Source organism: Achromobacter spanius (assembly GCF_039673305.1).
Taxonomy (GTDB): Bacteria; Pseudomonadota; Gammaproteobacteria; order Burkholderiales; family Burkholderiaceae_B; genus Achromobacter; species Achromobacter spanius_F.
Map to the genome: position 1 here is coordinate 144,289 of NZ_JBDJLJ010000009.1, position 19,720 is coordinate 164,008.

The following is a 19,720-nucleotide window of genomic DNA, read 5'->3' on the forward strand; positions in this document are numbered from 1 at the left end:
GGATGTCTGCCGTTAGGGAGCCGCTCCATGACGGGGCGGCAGCCGTTCTTCCTGAATGCGCGGGCACGCAAGGGCGAGCGCTGGGACCGCCACCTGCAACCGCAGTGCGATTTCGGGTTGCTGCCGGCGCCGGGCCGCCGTCCTCGAGGCGGAGCGTCAGGATTATTTTGTTACTTTATTTGTATAAAAAATAGAACATTTGATGTCTCACTAGTCGCGCAAGCGCGTTTTGCCGAGTCAAAACGACGTTTCGTCGAAAAAAAGCAGTCTCCCTTTGCCGTGCCGATAAAAATCGATACGTCTTCGATGTCGCCGACCCGTCGGCCCGCAAAGGATTAGAGATGAAGAAGCTGACCGCCTCCGCGCCGGCCCGCAAGGGCGTCGCGAACTTGCTTGGGCAGGGCCTGCGCGCCACCGGCCCGCAACTGGGCCGGATTTCGTCCCTGTCGGCGACCGCCGCCGGACTCCTGTTCGCGCAGGCCGCCGTGGCCGATGTCAACTGCCCGCCGCCGACCTCGTCGACTGCCGCCACCACGTGCACCGTCGGCGCCTCGGATGGCGGCAACCTGACCATCGACTACACCGGCCCCGCAGGCAGCGGCACAGGCTCGGGCGGCTATGGCGGCAACTACATCGTGGTCAACAACGGTTATCTGGGCCCCAATCCCCAGCAGGCGGCGCTCTTCGTGCGCTTGCAGGGCGGCGCGGGATCGCCCGACGGCGACAACACCGGCACCCTCGGCGGCTGGGGCGGGCTGATCACCATCACGAACAACCAATCGGTGGAATCCAACGGTTCGCCCACGGAAACCGCGCAAGGCGCCGCGCCGGGCATCTGGGACGACGCCAGCGCGCAGTTCGGCATCTATGGCGCGTCGGTGGGCGGCACCGGCGGCACGCCGCCCGACACGGTCATCGGGGGCGGCAACGGCGGCGGGGGCGGCAACGGGTCGCAGGTCAACATCGCCAACAACGGCGATGTCCTGGTGCAGCAGCTTCCCTACGGCGGCGTCGGCATCTACGGGGCCAGCATCGGCGGCTCGGGCGGCAACCAGATGGACGATCCGACCGGCGATCAGGTCGGGGGCAATGGCGGCAACAGCGACATCGTCTATGTGACCAACAACGGTTCGGTCACCGTGTCGTCCAGCAACGCGGGCCGCTACGCCTGGGGCGTCGGGGCGGAATCCATCGGCGGCGCGGGCGGTCGGGAAAACGGCCTGGGCGGGGTCGGCGGCGGCGCAACGCCCACCGGCGTAACAATGGCCGTCAACAGCGGGACAGTGCAGGTCTCCGTCGATGCCCCCGGTGGGTCGACCAGCAATCCCCTGACCGGCGGCGTGCGCGGACTATACGCCACCAGCCAGGGCGGCGCCGGCTACGCTTCGAACGATGGCAGCGACAACGGCGGGGCCGGCGGCGGGTTCGGCTATGTGGGCGCGGTCAATTTCGGGCAGATATCGGTCTCCAGCAATTCCGTGCAGGCGCCGACGTCCGCGGCATCGCTGTCCGGCGGCATCGTAGTGGTCGGGCAGGGTGGAGACGGCGGCGCCGGTCCGCTCACCATGACCAACACCAGCGGCGAAATCGGCGGCGCGGGCGGCACCAGCACTGCCTTGGCCGCCGTCGTCCTGAACTACGGCTCGTCGCTGACCACCAGCGGCAATTACCTGCCCGGGGTCAGCGTGATCAGCCAGGGCGGCAATGGCGGCGTCGGCTACGACAAGAGCAATGGCGGCAATGGCGGCGACGGCGGCAGCGTCCAGGCCGTGGTGAACGCCGGCACCGTTTCCACCAACGGCCTGCAGTCGCACGGCATTGCCGCGCGCAGCTACGGAGGCACGGGCGGCGGGGTGAACCAGAGCAGCGGCCTGATCGATTTCAAGGGCGAAAACGCCGGCGTTGGCGGCGCCGGCGGCCTGGTGCAGATCACGACGGGCGACCCCCTGGCCGCGGTTAGCGGCGGCACGATCACGACCCAGGGTGATTACTCGATCGGCATGCTGGCCCAGTCGATGGGCGGCATTGGCGGCGCCACGTCGGGCAATTTCGAGATGTTCGGCAACGCCGGGTCCGATGCCGGCAACGGCGGGGCCAGCGGCACGGTCGAGATCGACAGCCTGTCCACCATCACGACCTACGGCGCCTCGTCGCATGGGATCGTTGCGCAGGCCATCGGCGGCGGCGGCGGAACGGCGGGGCCCAGCGCGGGCCTGGTGGCGTTGGGGGGCGGCGGCGGCAGCGCGGTGGCCGGCGGCACGGTGAGCGTCAGCCAGAACGGCAACCTGAGCACCTACGGATCGGACTCTATCGGCATCCTGGCGCAGTCCATCGGCGGAGGCGGCGGCGACGGCGGCGGCGCCAACGGCGTGGCGGTCATCGGCGGCACGGCGGGGGGCGGCGGCGCGGGGGGCTACGCGATGGCCAGCCTGGACGGCTTGTTGCTCCAGACCAATGGCGACCATGCCTACGGCATCGTGTCGCAGGCCATCGGCGGCGGCGGGGGCACGGGCGGCGCCGCGTCCGCCTATGACGCGGGTCCGGGCTTTTCCATGGCGGTCGCCGTGGGCGGCACCGGCGGCGACGGCGGCGCGGGCGGCACGGCGGCAGCCAACGTGTCCAACGCCACCGTGACGACGGGGGCGAGCGACGCGCATGGCGTGATCGTGCAATCGGTGGGCGGCGGCGGCGGAGCCGGCGGCGCGTCGGTGGCCAAGGCGATGACCGTGGCCGTGCCCGATGAGTCGGCGTCGTTCGGCGTGGCGGTCAGCTTCGCCATGGGGGGCACGGGCGGCGCGGGCGGCGCCGGCTCCACGGCCTCGGCCACGCTGAGCAATGCCGTCATCGATACGCAGGGCGCGAACGCGCAGGGCGTGATCGTGCAATCCATCGGCGGGGGCGGCGGCGTGGGCGGCAGCGCGTCCGCCACGTCGACCGTGATCGGCACCGGCGAATCCGTCGGCGGGTCTCTGCAGTCGGCGCTGGGCGGCAGCGGCGGCGCGGGCAACACGGGCGACGCGGCGTCGTTCGTCATGAAGGGCAGCAGCATCGCCACATCGGGCGATTCGGCCAACGCCATCCTGGTGCAGAGCGTGGGCGGGGGCGGCGGCGCGGGCGGCGTGGGCTCGGCCACGGGGCGCAGCGCGAACATGGACGCCAACGTGTCGATCACGATCGCGCTGGGCGGCGCCGGGAGTTCGGGCGGCGACGGCGGCACCGCCAGCCTGTCCATTGACGCGGCCAGCTCGGTGACCACGCGCGGAGACGGCGCGCGCGCCGCGCTGGTGCAGTCCATCGGGGGCGGGGGCGGCGCGTCGCAGGGCGGGCAGGTCGGCCTGCAGGTGCAGGCGTCGGAAGAAGACGACAGCACCGATCTGGAGGGTTCCGTCCAGGTCGGCCGCGGCGGGGGCGCGGGCGGCAACGGCGGCGCGCTCGCCCTGAGCAGCGACGGCAAGATCGTCACCTACGGCGCCGATGCCGACGGCCTGCTCGCGCAGAGCATCGGCGGCTCGGGCGGACTGGGCGGCGCGGTGGGCGGCGACAGCGGCTCGACGTCCGCGCTGTCGCCGGTGGATGACGCCGGCACCACCTACAAATTCGATGTCTACGTCGGCGGCAGCGGCGGGGCGGGCGGCGCCGGCGGGGCCATCGGCAGCGCCAGCGCGCCGGCCGTGCTGGGCGCCTCCACCCAGACTTACGGCGACTACGCCGATGCCGCCGTCCTGCAGTCCATCGGCGGCGGCGGCGGCGCGGGCGGCGCGTCCACGGTGTCGTCCAGCGTGTCCACGTCCAACGTGACGCTGGCGGTGGGCGGACGCGGGGGCAATGGCGGCGCGGGCGGCGACATTACGGCCTGGCTGAACGACGACGGCGGCAACAGCTTCAATACCGCGGGCTACGGCGCGGCGGGCATTGTGGTGCAGTCGATCGGCGGCGGCGGCGGCATGGCCGGTTCCGGCTCGCCCCGCGCGCGCGGCCAGATCACGCTGGGCGGCACGAACGGCGACGGCGGTTCCGTGACCATCGCCAGCGGAAGCTGGGCCAACATCGTCACCCAGGGCGACAACGCCTACGGCATGGTCGTGCAGTCGATCGGAGGCGGTGGCGGCATCGCCATGGCCGGCAGCACCGGCGCGGCAGCCAATCCCGGCAGCCAGCAGTTCAGCATGTCGGCGGGCAACACCACGGGCAGCGGCAGCGGCGGCATCATCAACGTATCCACCGGCCTGAATCTGAGCACCTATGGCGACCGGGCGATGGGCGTCGTCGTGCAGTCCATTGGCGGAGGCGGCGGCATCGCGACCTCGGGCGGCGCAGGCGGCATGGGCGCAATCCAGCTGGGCAGCCAGCGGACCGACAGCTTCGGCCCCTCGGGATGGAATGTCACGCTGGACCTCAGCGGCACCGTGACGACGAGCGGCGACGGGGCGCACGGCATCGTCGCACAGTCCATCGGCGGGGGCGGCGGCATCGTGGGCGACGTGTCCCAGGCCATTCAGTTCAATCGGCAGGGATTTGCCAGGCAGTCGATCACGCCCGATTCCGACGGCGGGTCGGGCGAGATGGTCAGCGTCTCTTTCAACGGCAACCTGACAACCCGCGGCGACAACGCGCACGGCATCGTCGCGCAGTCGATCGGCGGGGGCGGAGGGCTGGCCGGCGGGCCGCAGGGCGGGTTTGCGGGCGCCATCGGCGCCGGCGGCACCAGCAGCGCCGTGGTGGTCAAGCAATGGGGCACGCTGCAGGCCACGGGCGCGGGATCGGCCGGCATCTTCGCGCAGAGCAACAGCGGCAGCTACTACGAGGGCCCGGCCATCGTCACGATCAACGGTCAGGTGCAGGGCGGATCGGGATCGGGCAGCGGGGTGTGGATCGCAGCGGGCAAGGAAAACCGGCTCACCGTGAATAAGGGGGGCTCGCTGGGCGCCTTGTCGGGCGTGGCGGTGCGCTACGACGGACTGGGAAGCGCCTCGTTGGGCAACGTGCTGAACATCGACAACTACGGCACGCTTGCGGGCAGCGTCCTGTGCAGCAATGCCGACGGCGGCAGCGCCTGCACACTGAACAACCACGCAGGCGCGCTGGCCACCGACGCCGTCGCCTACAACGCCGATGTCCGCAACGACGGGCTGATCGTGATCGGCAGGCCCGGCCAGTTCCAGACGCTGACTGTCAGCGGCGACCTGACGCAGTCGCGCAGCGGCGTGCTGCGCGCCGACGTGGACTTCGATGCGCTGCGGTCCTCGCGCATGGTCGTCGAGGGCGACGCCAGTCTGGCGGGCGGCATGGACGTACTGCCGCAGGCCCTGCTGCCCGGTCGCGAACTGGCCGTGCTGAGCGTGCAGGGCAACGTGCGGGGCGCGCTGACGGCCGTGGACAGCCCGGTCTTCAACTATGAAACGCGCCAGGCCGGGCAGGACACGCGCATCCGCGTCGAGTCGGCGGATTTCAATGCGCCGTCCATGGCGCTGAAGTCGAACCAGACCGAGGTCGCGGGCCATCTGCAGCGCATCTGGGACATGGGCGGAAACTCCGCGCTGGCGCCGCTTTTCGCGCAGTTGGACCTGGCCTCGCGCCAGGGCGCCGGCGCCTACCGCGACAGCGTCGCCAACCTGTCGCCGGGCGTGACCCTGGCGCCGGCGGTGCAGTCGGCGGCGAACCTGGGCCAGTTCACCAGCGCCATGATGTCCTGCCCCGCGTTCGGCGGCGCCGACGCGATGACGGGCGAGCAGAATTGCTTCTGGGGGCAGGTGAGCGGACGCAGCACCCGCCAGGACGGCAGCCGCGGCACGTCGGGCTTCGATTACGACACGGTCACCTACCAGTTTGGCGGGCAGCGCCAGGTGAGCCCGGGCTGGTTCCTTGGCGGCGCCATGGCCTATGAGAACAGCCGCGTGCGCGCGAGCGACGGCAGCGTCCGCGGCACCGGAGACAGCGGCTATGCGGGCATCGTGCTCAAGCGCGAGGAAGGCCAATGGGTGTTCTCGGCCGCGCTGGGCGGCGGCTACGGCGGCTACAGCATGGACCGCAACATCGACATCGCGGGCTACCAGGAAAGCGTCTCCAGCCGGCCCGACGTCTACGGCTTCAATGCGCGGCTGCGCGCCGCCCGGACGTTTGCCTACAGCACGCTGTACGTCAAGCCGTACGTGGACCTGGACTTCAGCTACAGCCGCATGCCGGGCTATACGGAATCGGGGTCCAATCCGCTGGCCTTGTCGGTGGACAGCAGCGACAAGTTCATCATGGGCGTGTCGCCCATGATCGAAGTCGGCGGCCGCGCGGAACTGGGCAACGGCGCGATGCTGCGTCCCTTCCTGTACGCGGGCGCGTCCTTCCTGTCGCAGAACGACTGGGCCTCGAGCGCGCGGCTGCGCGGCGCGCCCGCGGGCACGGGCTCGTTCGACACCTCGCTTCCCATCGACGATGTCGTGGGCAGGATCGGCGCGGGCCTGCAGGTCATGAAGGCGGGCGCCGTGGATTTCCGCCTGCAGTACGAAGGCCAGTTCTCGCAGCACGTGCGCAGCAACAGCGCGGCGCTGAAGGTTTCGGTGCCGTTCTGAACGCCGGCGTGGCGCGTCTAGGCCAGCGCGCGCCGCAGGCGCAGCGACGCCACGCGGCCCAGCGTGATGGGTTCGACGCCGTTGTTGAACAGGACCTCGGTTTGCGCGCCGGGCCGCTGCTCGAGCTGGGACACGTGTTCGAGATTGATGATGACCGAGCGGGACAAGGCGCAAAAGGGCGGGCAGGGCAGTTGTTCCGCCAGGCGCTTGAGCGTGATGTGCATCAGCTCGTTCGCGTGGGCGGCGCTGCACAGGCGCACGTAGTCGCCCTGGGCCTGCACGAGGGTCAGCTCCTGGACTTTCATGAGGCGCGTGCCCGTCCGGGTCCGCATGGACAGGTAGCCATTGGTGTTGGGCCGCAGCCGCGCGAGCGCCTGGGCAAGGCGTTCCGGCGAGACCGGCTTGAGCAGGTAGTCGACGGCCTCGACATCGAAGGCGCGCGCGGCGTAGCCGTCATGCGCGGTGACGAACACGACGGAGGCCGCGCAGTCCTGGCCTTCGAGAAGATCGAAGCCCGTGCCGCAAGCCAGTTCTATGTCCAGGAAGATGGCGTCCGGGTTGTGGTCCCGGATCAGCCTGCGCGCCTGCTCGACGGAGGACGCCTCGCCCGCGACGTCAACGGCGGGGGCGGCTTCGAGCAGGCGGCGCAGATAGCGCCGCGCCGGCGCTTCGTCGTCGATGATCAGCACGCGCAGCATGGGGCCTTTGTAGGAAGGTTGGCGAGTGTATTCTTTCGGTCCAGTCCGCGGGTAAATATACGGCCATACGCCGCGTCCGGAAAGCCGGGCGCCAGGGCATGGCATCTTGGGATGGCGCATCCATGATTTCGACATCGATCGGGCGGGAACTCAGCCAGGGCGAATCCGCGCCCGGCTTCTGGCGCGCCCAGGTGGTGGGCTGGATTTTCCTGGCGTTCGTGGGCTACTTCATCCGGCTGGCGGTGTTCGGCAATGCCGTCGCGGCGTTCTGGCTCACGCTGGCGCTGGAGCCCCTGGCTTTCGTCCTGACCAGCGCGGCCGCCATGATGCACGGACGCCTGCCGGCCAGGCCCCGCGAGCCGGTCCTGGTGCTGGCGGGCTCGGTCGTGTTGTGCGTGGGCGCCTCGGCCCTGCTGGCCTCGATCGCGTACGCCATCAATCATCTGTTCCTGTCCGGCATTCGCGAGATCCCCGGCAATCAGTACTGGCTGGGCTTCATCTACTACATGGGCATCCTGTCCATCTGGACGCTGATCTACTTCGGCGTGTCGGCGGAACTGGCGGCACGCACGGAACGCCTGCACAAAATGAAGGCCGAGACCCGTTCGCTGAAGCTGGAACTGGAACATCTGCAATGGCAGGTGGAGCCTCATTTCCTCTTCAATTCGCTCAATACCATCGTCGCGGAGATCGGGGACCGGCCCGACGTCGCGGAGGAGATGACGCGCCGCCTGGCCGACTACCTGCGCTATTCGCTGGACCGGCGCGGGCGGGGGCTGTGCCGCCTAGAGGAAGACATCGAAGCGGCGCAGGCCTATATCCGCATCCAGGCCCTGCGCTTTGACAGAAAGCTGGATTGCCGCTGCCAGATCGACCCGGCCACCCTGAAGATCAACATTCCGCACATGACGCTGCAGGGGCTGGCCGAAAACGCGATCAAGCACGGCATGCGATCCGAGCATGAGCGATTCGTGATCCACATCCGCACCCGGCTGCAGGGCGACGCGCTGCTTATCGAGGTGACCAATCCCGGCGAACTGCAGGCGCCCTTCGATCTGGTGGAAAGCGGCGGGGGCCTGGGCAATCTTTGCCGCCGCCTGGCGTTGCGATATCCGGACCGGTATGAGTTCTCGCTGGATCAGCGCGGCGACCTTACCGTGGCCGAGATCCGGCTGCGGGGCGAGCCCGCGCCGCTGTAGCGCAGCCTGTCAGCCCCGGACCTGCGCCGGCTGGTAGAAGCAATAGCCGCTGCTGCGCAGCGTCTTCACGGGCAGCGTCTGTCCGCTCAGGTCTTCCACCCGGCGGCGCAGGCGGCGCATCTGCGTGTCCAGGCGGCGCTGGTCGTAGTCCAGGTAGTCGGCGCCCAGGGCCTCGATGATCTGCCTGCGGCTGATGTTTTCGCCGGGCTGGCTCATGAGGCAATGCAGCACCGTCAGGTCCTGCTGCGACAGCGGCATGGCTTGCGAGCCGGGAATATGCAGGCGGCGCGGGCCCATGTCCAGCAGCCAGCTCGGCGCCGGACTCGCGCCGGGTTGCGGCAGCTCCAGGCGCCGCACCAGCGCGGCCAGCGTGGCGGCCAGTTCGTCCAGGTCGCAGCCCTTGCCCAGGTAGTGGTCGGCGCCCATGCCCAGGCCTTGTATCCGGTCGGCGCCGGTCTGGCGCGCGCTGAACACGACGATGCCCGCCTTCTGGCCGTCGCGGCGCAGGCGCTGGATCAGGTCCAGGCCGCAGCCGTCGGGCAGGCCGATGTCGATGACGGCCAGGTGATGGCGGTCGGGGTCGAAGCGCTGGTCGAACTCCTGCAGGCTGGATACGCACACGGGGGCGTAGCCCAGCTCTTCGAGAAACTCGCCAAGTTCCTGGCGCAGCACGGGTTCGTCTTCGAGGAGGATCACTTCAGGCATGGGATGCCTGCGCGATGCTGCCGGAGGGGCTGGTGTAATCTGCCGGGTTGCACGGGAAATGCGGCTTGATGCGACGGATGAAACGGAAATATTACCCCACGGCAAACATGTGGCTGGCGCTGCTGGCGTGTGTGCTTGCTGGCGTATTGGCGGTGGCCGGACAGGCGCGCGCCGAGCCGTTGCGTCTTGATGGCCGCGATCGCGTCGAGGACGCCGGGGGCCATCTGGAACGCCTGAACGATCCGGACGGCTCGCTCGACGCCGCTGGCGCGGCGAACGCCAGCGGGTGGATGGCGCTGCCCTCGAACCTGAGCGCGGGCTTCACGCCCGCCACGGTCTGGCTGCGGCTGCCGGTGCAGGTGGACCAGATCCCGCAGGGCGGCTGGATGCTGCGCCTGAGCAATTCGCTGCTGGACGACGTACGGGTGTATGTGAGCAGGGAGGTGGGCGCCGTGCCCGGCTGGACGCTGCTGGGGCGCAGCGGCGAGGACGTGGCGCGCAGGGACTGGCCGGTGGACTACCGCAGCCCCGTGATCCAGTTCAATCCGCCGCAGCCGGGGGCGTACGTCATCCTGGTGCGCCTGCAGAGCAAGAATGCGCTGGCGACGCGCCTGGAGGTCTGGCAGCGATTGGCGTTCGACAACCAGTCGCGCCGCGAAGGGCTGCTGTTCGGGCTGTACTTCGGCTTCTATCTGCTGCTGATCTGCGCGCACGCCGCCTTCTGGCTGGTCACCCGGGCGCCGATGAGCGGGCTGTTCCTGGCCTATATCGGCAACTGCGTCTTCAACGAAGTGCTGTCGCTGGGGCTGGTGCAGCAGTTGACGGGCCTGCCGGTGGCGTGGAGCGACCGGCTGCTGGGTGTCGGCATCTGCATCAGCCTGCCCATCGCGCTGCGTATCGCGTTCCGCCAGCTGAACCTGGCGGCGCTGTATCCGCGGGCGGTGCGTTGGCTCGAGCGCCTGTTCTGGGGCATCGCCATCGTCTGCGGGCTGCTGGTCGTGTCGGGGCGCTACGGCCAGGGCATGCAGCCCGTCCAGGCGCTGGCCCTGTTGGTGATCGTCGGCTTTTCAGTGCTGGGGGCGTATCTGCTCAAGCGGGGCTGGCGTCCCGCGCGCTTTTTCGCGCTGGCGTTCGGGGTGTTCTACCTGAGCGTGCTGATCGCGTTCCTGCGCAACCTGGGCGTCCTGCCGGTCAATGCCTTCACGGAGTACGTGTCCACCCTGGGCACGATGCTGCACATGCTGCTTTTGAGCTTGTTCATCGTCGGGCGCTATGAGCGGCAGCGGCGCATCCGCGAACTGCAGCAGGCCAATCTGGCGGCGGACCTGGCGCGCCAGCACAGCCATTGGCTGGAGCGCGAGGTCGCGTTGCGCACGGCCGAAATGCAGAGCGAGATCGAGCGCCGCGTGGAACTGGAAGGCGAGCTGCGCACGTCGCTGGACAAGGAGCGTCGGGTCTTCGAGGAACAGCGCGACTTCGTGGCCATGGTGTCGCACGAATTCCGCACCCCGCTGGCGATCATCACCACGTCGGCCCAGCAGCTTGGCCGCAATCTGGCTGCCCCGCTTGAGAAAAGCCTGGCGCGCTGCGCCAACATCCGCAACGCAGCGACGCGGCTGCTGGCGCTGGTGGACGAATACCTGACCGATGACCGCATGCGCGAACCGCGGGCCGCGCTGCGCCTGTCCCAATGCGATCTGCCAGCGTTGCTGGCGGATCTGGCCGGCGAATATCCGCCTGGTCGGGTCCAGTGCCACTACCAGCCGGCCGATCCGGACAGGCATGTCCTGGACTGCGATGCGGGCATGCTGCGCATCGCACTGCGTAATCTGCTGGCCAACGCGGACCGGCATTGCGCCGATGGCGGGACGGTGCGCGTGGACGTTCGCGCGGAAGGCGCGCTCCTGCTCATTGCCGTCTCCAACCCGGGCAGTCACATCGTGCCGGCCGAACAAGAGCGGCTTTTCCAGAAATATTATCGGGGACAGAATGCGCTGCGCCATCCGGGGGCGGGCCTGGGCCTGTATCTGGTCAGTTCGATTGCCGAGCGCCTTGGCGGGGCGGTGTCGCTGACGTCCGCAGGCGGGGATGAGCCGGTGTGCTTCAACTTGAGTCTGCCGCACCGGCGCGCGGCCTGAGCGCGATAAGCTGGAGTAGGGATTTACATCTCTGGGAAGGCAATTGTTGCGTTAAAGCATCTATTTGTTTCTTGCTTGCTTTTCGATGATCGCGTTCAATTTCTGGAATTTAGCGCTTTAAATCCTGCTTCTTTTGGTATTTGTCCGCCTTTCTGGTGCTGGCTTACAAATCTCTCAGATTTGCTCAGGTTTGACGATACAATGATCGGTACATTTCGGAAACGAAATTTACATGGACAATACAAAATGTCTCGCCGCTTTCCGCTTACCCGCATTGCCCTGTTGTTGAGTCTGAGTTTTTCGCCCCTGGCCACGCCTTCAGCGTTCGCAATCGGTGTGGACTATGTTCAAGATGGCATCCTCGACCACCACTTGCCGATAGCCGGCAACATCGAAAACACCGGTGCCTACTCGTCAATCAGCCTCATCAACGGCGCCATGCGGGTCGGTCACGTTATCAACGCCGCCACGTTGTGGAAATCGTCCACCGGCGGCGCAGGCATCCTGGTGGACTCCGCGACGATGCACGGCTCGATCGTGAATCAGGTCGGCAGCCAACTGACCGGAGACTATGGCATCCGTGTCCTCAGCAACGCCTGGGTAACCGAGGACATCGTGAACGATGGCCGTATCACGGGCAGCTATGGAACCGGCGTGGGCGTGCAAATCACCGGCGGCGGTGTGGTGTCTGGCCGCATCGTCAACACGGGCACGCTCCAGGCCGGCATCGTGGTGGACGGCGGTTCGGTGATGGGTGGCATTCTGAACACCGGCACCATCGAACCCAAGATCGACGACGTGGCGGTGGATGTCGGAAACGCGACGTATCCGCTGGTCATCACCAATACCGGCACGATTGCGGGCGGCGTGAAACTGGGGGAGTCGACCCTGAATCTGAACGGCGGCACCATCACGGGGGCCATTACGGGCAGCAGCGGCATCCTGAACGTCAACACGGACTTCGCGCCGACCGCCAAGATCACCGTCAACCAGTTGAACGTCGCAGCGAACAAGACGCTCACCCTGGCCAAGTACGAGGTGAAGGGCCTGATGTCGATCGAAGGCACCCTGGCCGGTTCCGGCGACGTGGGCCCGACGACGATGCTGGCGGGCTCGACGCTGTCGCCCGGCACCAACAAGACGCCGGTCGGCTCCTTGACGATCAACGGCGACCTTACCTTCGATTCTGCTTCGACCTATCGCGTCGACGCCACGCACGACGGCAAGAGCGACTTCGTGCATGCCATGGGCGCGGCCAATCTGGCGGGTTCGGTCCTGCACATCGGCTCGGGTGGTTCGTACGCCGCCTCGACCAGCTACACCATCCTGACCGCGGACGGCGGCCTGAACGGCCATTTCGACAGCCTGTCGAGCGACCTGGCCTATCTGCAACCGAAGCTGAGTCAAGAGGGCAATAGCGTGGTGCTGACGGTCGACATGAAGCAGGTGGCGATCGAACCGGATTCCAAGCCCATCAACAATGGCGGCAGCACGGGCAATTCCGGCACCACGGACAACACCGGCGGCGCGACCCGCCCCATCGAGTTCGCCGACCTGGCCGTGACCGGCAACCAGCGTTCGGCGGCGAACGCGGTGCAGACCCTGCCCAAGACCAGCTCGCTATACACGCGTGTCCTCAACCTGCCCAACGGCGCCCCGGCTGGCGTGTTCGCCGATCTGTCGGGCGAATCGTTCGGCAGCAGCGTGACCGCGATGCAGAACGTCAGCAACAACGTCGCCAGCCTGCCCACCGCGCAACTGCGCGCCAACATGAACGCCGGCTTTATCCCCGGCCCGCCCACGGCGCAAGTGGGCCGCGGCGACGCCTCCATGCTGCCGCGTTCGGCCGCGCAGCCGATGTGGGCGCAGGTCTTCGGCAACTGGCGCTCCATGGACGGCAACGACAACGTCGCCAAGTCCCGTGAGCGCGACGTCGGCATCTTTATCGGCGGCGACCACGGCGTGGGCAACGGCTGGCGTCTGGGCGGCGCATTCGGCTACACCGACAGCCGCATCACGGTGGATGACCGTTCCGCGAAGTCCGATGTGAACAGCTACAGCGCGATCCTGTATGGCGGCAAGTCGTTCGAGGCCGGCTCGGGCAAGATCAACTTCACCGCCGGCCTGGCCTACACCTGGCACGACATCGACAGCAAGCGCAACATCAACGCGGCGGGCGAGCGCCAGGAACTCAAGGCCGACTACAGCGCCAGCACCGGCCAGATCTTCACCGACGTGGGCTACGCGTTTGCGCTGACCGACCGCGTCACGCTGGAACCGTTCTTCGGCGCGGACTTCAGCGACCTGCGCACCCGCGGTTTCTCGGAATCGGGCGGCGACGCGGCGCTCAGCGGCAAGCGCAGCACCAACAATGTGGGCACGACCACGCTGGGCCTGCGCGCGCAGACCACGTTCGACGTGAAGGACACCGCCGGCCGCGTGCGCGGCATGCTGGGATGGCGCCACGCTTACGGCGACGTCAATCCGGAAGCCACGATGTCGTTCGACGGCAGCCAGCCCTTCACCGTGGCCGGCAACCCGCTGGCGCGCGACGCGGCGGTCCTGGAACTGGGCGTGGACCTGGCGATGAGCAAGAACGCCACCCTCGGCCTGGCCTACTCGGGCCAGTTCGGCGACGGCAACCGCCAGAACACCGGCACCGTGAACGTGAGCTGGCGCTTCTAAGCGTTTCCCTCCCGTCGCGGGAAGAAGGCCGGCCTCCGTAGGGGCCGGCCTTTTTTACGTCCGGACGTGTTCGACGATACGCGCAGCGACGTCTCCCGGGGAGGGAGGGGGTTAAGAGAGCTCGCGCACGGGCGGCGGGTGATTGTTGCGCAAAAGCGTCTTTTTGTTTCCGGCCAAGGGAAGTCAAGAATTGCTGGAAATAGATGTAAAAGATAGGTTTTGGCGGGAATTGTGCGGAAATTGACAGCGCGAAGTCGGAAATCTTACAAACCGCTCAGATTTGCTCAGGTTTGGCATTGCAATGATCGGTACATTTCAGAAACGAAATTTACATGGTCAATACAAAATGTCTCGCCGCTTTCCGCTTACCCGCATTGCCGTTTTGCTCAGCCTGAGTTTTTCGCCCTTGGCCACGTCGACTGCCTTCGCGCAGAGCCTCGACTACATCCTGCACAACGGATCGGAGCCCGGCGACATCGTAAACATCGGGGGATATACCTCTATCAACGTGGTGGGCAATTCGACGGTCAATGGCAACATCATCAATGACGGTCTGATGTGGCCGGCAGGGTCCTGGAGCCCGTATGGCGGCATCAAGGTGCAAACGTCGACCATTTTCGGTTCGATCATCAATCAGCCCACCCGGCAGCTCACTGGCAAAACCTTTGGCATCAGCCTTTCGGATGGCGCCACGGTTACTGGCGACATCATCAACGAATACCGGATCACGGGCGACTACAGCGCTGGCGTTGGCATCGAAGTGGTCTCGTCGAGCACGGTCGTCGGCAAGATCGTCAATAACGGCAACATCGACGCCGGCATCGTGGTTTCCAGCGGTACGGTGAACGGCGGCATCGTCAACAATGGCACCATCATGTCCAAGATGGATGGCGTTGCCGTGGACGTCGCTGGCGCCAACCTGTCGATGACGGTCGTCAACAGCGGCACGATTTTCGGCGATGTCCTGCTTGGCACTTCCACGCTGAACCTTGACGGCGGCACCGTCTATGGCGCCATCACCGGGGACGACAATCAGCACAGCCGGCTCATGGCCAGTTCCGGCGGCATCAGCACGCTGAACGTCAACACCGACTTCACCCCCCAAGGCACCATCACGGTCGGCGCCGTGAACGTCGCCGAGGGCAAGACGCTGACGCTTTCCGGAACGAAGTTGAACGGCCTGCTGACGGTCAAGGGCACCCTGGCCGGCACCGGCAACGTCGGCATGACCACGCTGGAATCGGGCGCGACGCTGTCGCCGGGCACCGCGGTGTCGACGGGCCACGTGATGATGGCGAGCGCAAGCCTGGCTCCGGTCGCGATGGTAGCGGTTATCCCCACCACGCCGCAGATCGGCACCTTGACGGTGAACGGCGACCTGACCTTCAACCCCGGCTCGACCTACCGGGTCGACGCCACGCCTGACGGCAAGAGCGATCGCGTGAACGTCACGGGCACGGCGAATCTGGCGGGGTCGGTGGTGCACGTGGGTGAAGGCGGCACTTATGCTCCCTCGACCAGCTACACCATTCTGTCCGCCGGCAATCTGAACGGCCACTTCGACAGCCTGTCCAGCAACCTTGCCTATCTGCAGCCGACCCTGAGCCATCAAGGCAACGACGTGGTGCTGACGGTAGACCTGAAGCAAGTGCCGACCGAACCGGATTCCAAGCCCAGCCCCGGCAACACTGGCGGCGAAACCCGTCCGATCGAATTCGCCGACCTGGCCGTGACCAGCAACCAGCGTTCGGCGGCGAACGCGGTGCAAACCCTGCCCAAGACCAGCTCGCTGTACACGCGTGTGATGAACCTGCCCAACGGCGCCCCGGCCGGCGTGTTCGCCGACCTGTCGGGCGAATCGTTCGGCAGCAGCGTGACCGCGATGCAGAACGTCAGCAACAACGTTGCCAGCCTGCCCACGGCGCAACTGCGCGCCAACATGAACGCCGGCTTCATCCCCGGCCCGCCGACGGCGCAAGTGGGCCGCGGCGACGCGTCCATGCTGCCGCGCTCGGCCGCGCAGCCGATGTGGGCGCAGGTCTTCGGCAACTGGCGCTCCATGGACGGCAACGGCAACGTGGCCAAGTCGCGTGAACGCGACGTCGGCATCTTCATCGGCGGCGACCACGGCGTGGGCAACGGCTGGCGCCTGGGCGGCGCGTTCGGCTACACCGACAGCCGCATCACGGTGGACGATCGTTCCGCGAAGTCCGACGTGAACAGCTACAGCGCGATCCTGTACGGCGGCAAGTCGTTCGAGGCCGGCTCGGGCAAGATCAACTTCACCGCCGGTCTGGCCTACACCTGGCACGACATCGACAGCAAGCGCAACATCAACGCCGCGGGCGAGCGCCAGGAACTCAAGGCCGACTACAGCGCCAGCACCGGCCAGGTCTTCACCGACGTGGGCTACGCGATCCCGCTGACCGACCGCATCACGCTGGAACCGTTCTTCGGCGCGGACTTCAGCGACCTGCGCACCCGCGGTTTCTCGGAATCGGGCGGCGACGCGGCGCTCAGCGGCAAGAGCAGCACGAACAACGTGGGCACGACGACGCTGGGCCTGCGTGCGCAGACCACGTTCGACGTGAAGGACACGGCCGGCCGCCTGCGCGGCATGCTGGGATGGCGCCACGCTTACGGCGACGTCAATCCGGAAGCCACGATGTCGTTCGACGGCAGCCAGCCCTTCACCGTGGCCGGCAACCCGCTGGCGCGCGACGCGGCGGTCCTGGAACTGGGCGTGGACCTGGCGATGAGCAAGAACGCCACCCTCGGCCTGGCCTATTCCGGCCAGTTCGGCGACGGCAACCGCCAGAACACCGGCACCGTGAACGTGAGCTGGCGCTTCTAAGCGCATCGCCTGCCCCGCAGGAAGAAGACCGGCCTCCTCGGGGGCCGGTTTTTTTGCGCCTGCATCCGTGAAATACAGGATGGCCCGGCGCGGGGTGCGTGGATACACTGTCCGGCCACCCCTATAACGAGAACGCCATGAGACAGTTTCTTCCCACCCTGGGCGCCGCCCTGGTGCTATCGCTGACCGCGAACGCCGCCACCGCGCAGCAGTCCCCGCCCCGTGATCCCTTCTTCTGGCTCGGCGAAATGAACAAGGCCACGGCGGTCATCAACACCGACGAAGGCCTGCTGGACAAGTCCATGGCTCCCCGGCTGGCGGCCGGCGTCGCCAAGGTGATCAGCGACGGCAACCAGCCGGGCGCCAAGCGGCCGGCCAGCGTCATTACCTTCGAACCCCTGCTGATCAAGGCCGCGGGCGAGGACATCACGCTGCTGCACGCGGGCCGCTCCAGCCAGGACATGCACGCCACCTACCGCAGCGCCATCCTGCGCGACAAGCTGCTGGAACTGGCCGACCAGTTGAACGCGACGTCGACCACGCTGGTGGAGCTGGCGGCCAAGCACGCCGGAACCATTGTGCCCAACTACACGAACGGGGTGGCTGCGCAGCCCAACAGCTATGGCCACTATCTGCTGGGCCAGGCGGCGGGCCTGGCGCGCGACGCCCAGCGCATCCGCGAAGCCTATGTCCGCATCGACCGCTCGCCCATGGGAACCACGGTGCTGAACGGCACGAGCTGGCCGCTGGACCGCAAGCGCATGGCGCAATACCTGGGGTTCGAGGCGCTGGTGGACAACGCCTACGACGCTTCGCAGATCTCGTCGATGGACCAGCCGGTGGAAGTCGGATCCATCGTGACCAGCATCGCGCTGCGCACCGGCAATTTCGTCGAAGACGTGATGACCCAGTACGCGCAGTCGCGCCCGTGGATCCTGCTGGAAGAAGGCGGCGGCAACACCTACGTGTCCAGCGCCATGCCGCAGAAGCGCAATCCCGGCCTGCTCAACGACACGCGCAGCGACGCGTCCACGGCGGTGACGCTGGCCATGGGCCCCGTCCTGCAGACGCACAACATCACGCCGGGCATGAGCGACCCCAAGGACGTCAAGCAGAATTCGGCGATGGTCGACAGCGGCATCTCGGCGCTCAAGCGCTGGGACCGCGTGCTCAAGGCCATGGTCATCAGCCCGGAACGCGCGCTGGAAGAGCTGAACAGCGACTGGACGGCGTCGCAGGAACTGGCCGACGTGCTGATGCATAAATACAAGCTGCCGTTCCGCGCGGGGCACCACTTCGCGTCGGAGGTCGTGTCGTACGCCAAGTCCAACAACATCAAGCCGCTGGACTTCCCGTATGACCAGGCGCGGCGCATCTATGCCGACGCGATGAAGGGTTCGAAGTACGGGACCGACCTGCCGATGAGCGAAGCCGAGTTCCGCTCGACGCTGGACCCGGTGGCCATCGTGAAGAACCGCGCCACCAGCGGCGGTCCGCAGCCCAAGGAAATGGACCGCATGATCAAAGCGGCGCGCGAGCAGCTCGCCGCGCAGGACAAGTGGATCAAGGAGCGCCGGGCGCACATCCGCGATTCGCTGGCGGAGCTGGACAAGAAGTTCGATGCGCTGGTGGCCAGCGCGCCCAAGCAATAGGGTTCGCCAGGGCCGGGGCCTGCGCAGAGCCCCGGCTACTCGGCGGCAGGGTTGCCACAGGCCTGCATGACACAGCCTCGCAGCCAGCGATGGGCGGTGTCGCCGTCCATTCTTGGGTGCCAGATCATGGATACCGTGAACGGCGGCATCGCGAAGGGCAGCGGGAAACTGCGCATGCCCTCCCGCATGGCGCCGGTGTGCCGTTCGGGCACCGTGGCGATCAGGTCCGATCCCCTGGCCAGCGCCAGGGCGGTCGAGAAGCCGCCGGCGATGGTCGCGATCTCGCGTTCGCGTCCCAGCCGCTTCAGGGCGTCGTCGATGGGGCCTGTGTCCAGGCCGCGGCGCGACACCAGGGCGTGGCGGCCTGCCACAAAGCGCGCCAGCGTGACATTGGCCTTGCCCAGCGGATGGCCGGCGCGCATCGCGCCGATGTAGCGGTCTTGAAACAGGGCGCGCGTCCGTAGCTCCGGGCTGGCGGAATCGCCCACCACACCCGTCTCCAGGTCCACCGCGCCTTCGCGCAGCGGGGCGCTGTCTTTGTCCGCTTTCTGAATGAAGCGCAGCCGCACGCCGGGCGCTTGCTCGCCGATGCGGGCCAGCAGCGCGGGGCCGAAGGTGTCGGCGAAGCCGTCGCTCGACCGGAGCGTGAACGTGCGCACGAGGCGGGCAGGATCAAGGACATGCGCCGGGCTCAGCACGGCTTGCACCTCCCGTCGCAGCACGCTGACGCGGTCGCGCAGTTCCAGCGCCCGGGGCGTGGGGACAAGGCCGCGCCCGGCGCGCACCAGCAAGGGGTCTCCGGTGGTTTCGCGCAGGCGAGCCAGCGCGCGGCTCATGGCGGACGGGCTAAGTCGCAGACGCCGGGCAGCGCGCGCCACGCTGCCTTCCGCAAGCAGCGCGTCCAGGGTGATCAGCAGATTGAGGTCGGGCGGATTCATGCGGCAAACGTAGCATGCGCGCGGCGCGGATGGTAGGCCATGACATGGCGTTTCATGCAGGTATTCAGTGCAAATGCTGCGTCTTCCGCCATGTGTGTGCCAGGCATACGCTAGGGCCTGTTCCCTCTTGCAGGACGAGACCATGCCTCTCTCCACCGCTACCCCCTTGCCCTCCCGGATGCCTGTTGCGTTGCTCGCCTGCCTGTCGTGGGGGGGGAAGCGGAGCCCCGCGGGGCCCCCCAACCCCCCCCAAGGCCGGGCGCTGGAGCCGCGGGGGGTCGGGAAGCC

At 67.5% G+C, this 19,720-nt stretch carries 10 protein-coding genes; 7 read left to right on the plus strand and 3 right to left on the minus strand.

Features of this window, described 5'->3' with window-relative positions:
• Window positions 1-27 precede the first annotated feature (27 nt).
• Both ABE485_RS11010 and ABE485_RS11015 read left to right on the plus strand, forming a co-directional pair.
• Complete coding sequence (locus ABE485_RS11010; protein WP_346515334.1) at window positions 28-339, plus strand: hypothetical protein; 312 nt, start codon at window positions 28-30, stop codon at window positions 337-339.
• A 2-nt stretch (window positions 340-341) separates the two neighbouring features.
• The gene (locus ABE485_RS11015) at window positions 342-6,563 is read left to right on the plus strand and encodes an autotransporter outer membrane beta-barrel domain-containing protein (protein WP_346515335.1); all 6,222 of its coding nucleotides are present in this window, start codon (window positions 342-344) and stop codon (window positions 6,561-6,563) included.
• A 17-nt stretch (window positions 6,564-6,580) separates the two neighbouring features.
• Here the strand turns inward: ABE485_RS11015 and ABE485_RS11020 are convergent, their stop codons facing one another.
• Window positions 6,581-7,261, minus strand: a complete 681-nt coding sequence (locus ABE485_RS11020; RefSeq protein ID WP_346515336.1) for a LytR/AlgR family response regulator transcription factor — start codon at window positions 7,259-7,261, stop codon at window positions 6,581-6,583.
• A gap of 122 nt (window positions 7,262-7,383) precedes the next feature.
• Here ABE485_RS11020 and ABE485_RS11025 point away from each other — a divergent pair, with 122 nt between their 5' ends.
• On the plus strand, window positions 7,384-8,460 hold the full coding sequence (locus tag ABE485_RS11025) for a sensor histidine kinase (protein ID WP_346515337.1): 1,077 nt from the start codon (window positions 7,384-7,386) through the stop codon (window positions 8,458-8,460).
• A 9-nt stretch (window positions 8,461-8,469) separates the two neighbouring features.
• Here the strand turns inward: ABE485_RS11025 and ABE485_RS11030 are convergent, their stop codons facing one another.
• Entirely contained in the window at window positions 8,470-9,165 is a 696-nt protein-coding gene (locus tag ABE485_RS11030) for a response regulator transcription factor (protein ID WP_346515338.1), read from the minus strand.
• A gap of 77 nt (window positions 9,166-9,242) precedes the next feature.
• On the opposite strand from ABE485_RS11030, the gene ABE485_RS11035 reads away from it, so the two are divergent.
• The 4 genes from ABE485_RS11035 (at window position 9,243) to ABE485_RS11050 (ending at window position 18,494) form a co-directional block, all read left to right on the plus strand.
• A complete protein-coding gene (locus ABE485_RS11035) occupies window positions 9,243-11,303 on the plus strand; it encodes a sensor histidine kinase (protein WP_346515339.1) in 2,061 nt (686 codons plus the stop codon).
• Window positions 11,304-11,639: 336 nt separating this feature from the next.
• Window positions 11,640-13,988, plus strand: a complete 2,349-nt coding sequence (locus ABE485_RS11040) for an autotransporter domain-containing protein (protein WP_346515340.1) — start codon at window positions 11,640-11,642, stop codon at window positions 13,986-13,988.
• Window positions 13,989-14,394: 406 nt separating this feature from the next.
• Window positions 14,395-16,842 (plus strand): autotransporter domain-containing protein, encoded by a 2,448-nt coding sequence (locus ABE485_RS11045; RefSeq protein ID WP_346515341.1) that lies wholly within the window; start codon window positions 14,395-14,397, stop codon window positions 16,840-16,842.
• A 137-nt stretch (window positions 16,843-16,979) separates the two neighbouring features.
• Window positions 16,980-18,494, plus strand: coding sequence for an argininosuccinate lyase (locus tag ABE485_RS11050; RefSeq protein ID WP_346515342.1), 1,515 nt, complete (start codon window positions 16,980-16,982; stop codon window positions 18,492-18,494).
• Between the two features lie 35 nt (window positions 18,495-18,529).
• On the opposite strand, the gene ABE485_RS11055 is transcribed toward ABE485_RS11050, so the two are convergent.
• The gene (locus tag ABE485_RS11055) at window positions 18,530-19,432 is read right to left on the minus strand and encodes a LysR family transcriptional regulator (RefSeq protein ID WP_346515343.1); all 903 of its coding nucleotides are present in this window, start codon (window positions 19,430-19,432) and stop codon (window positions 18,530-18,532) included.
• Window positions 19,433-19,720 lie beyond the last annotated feature (288 nt).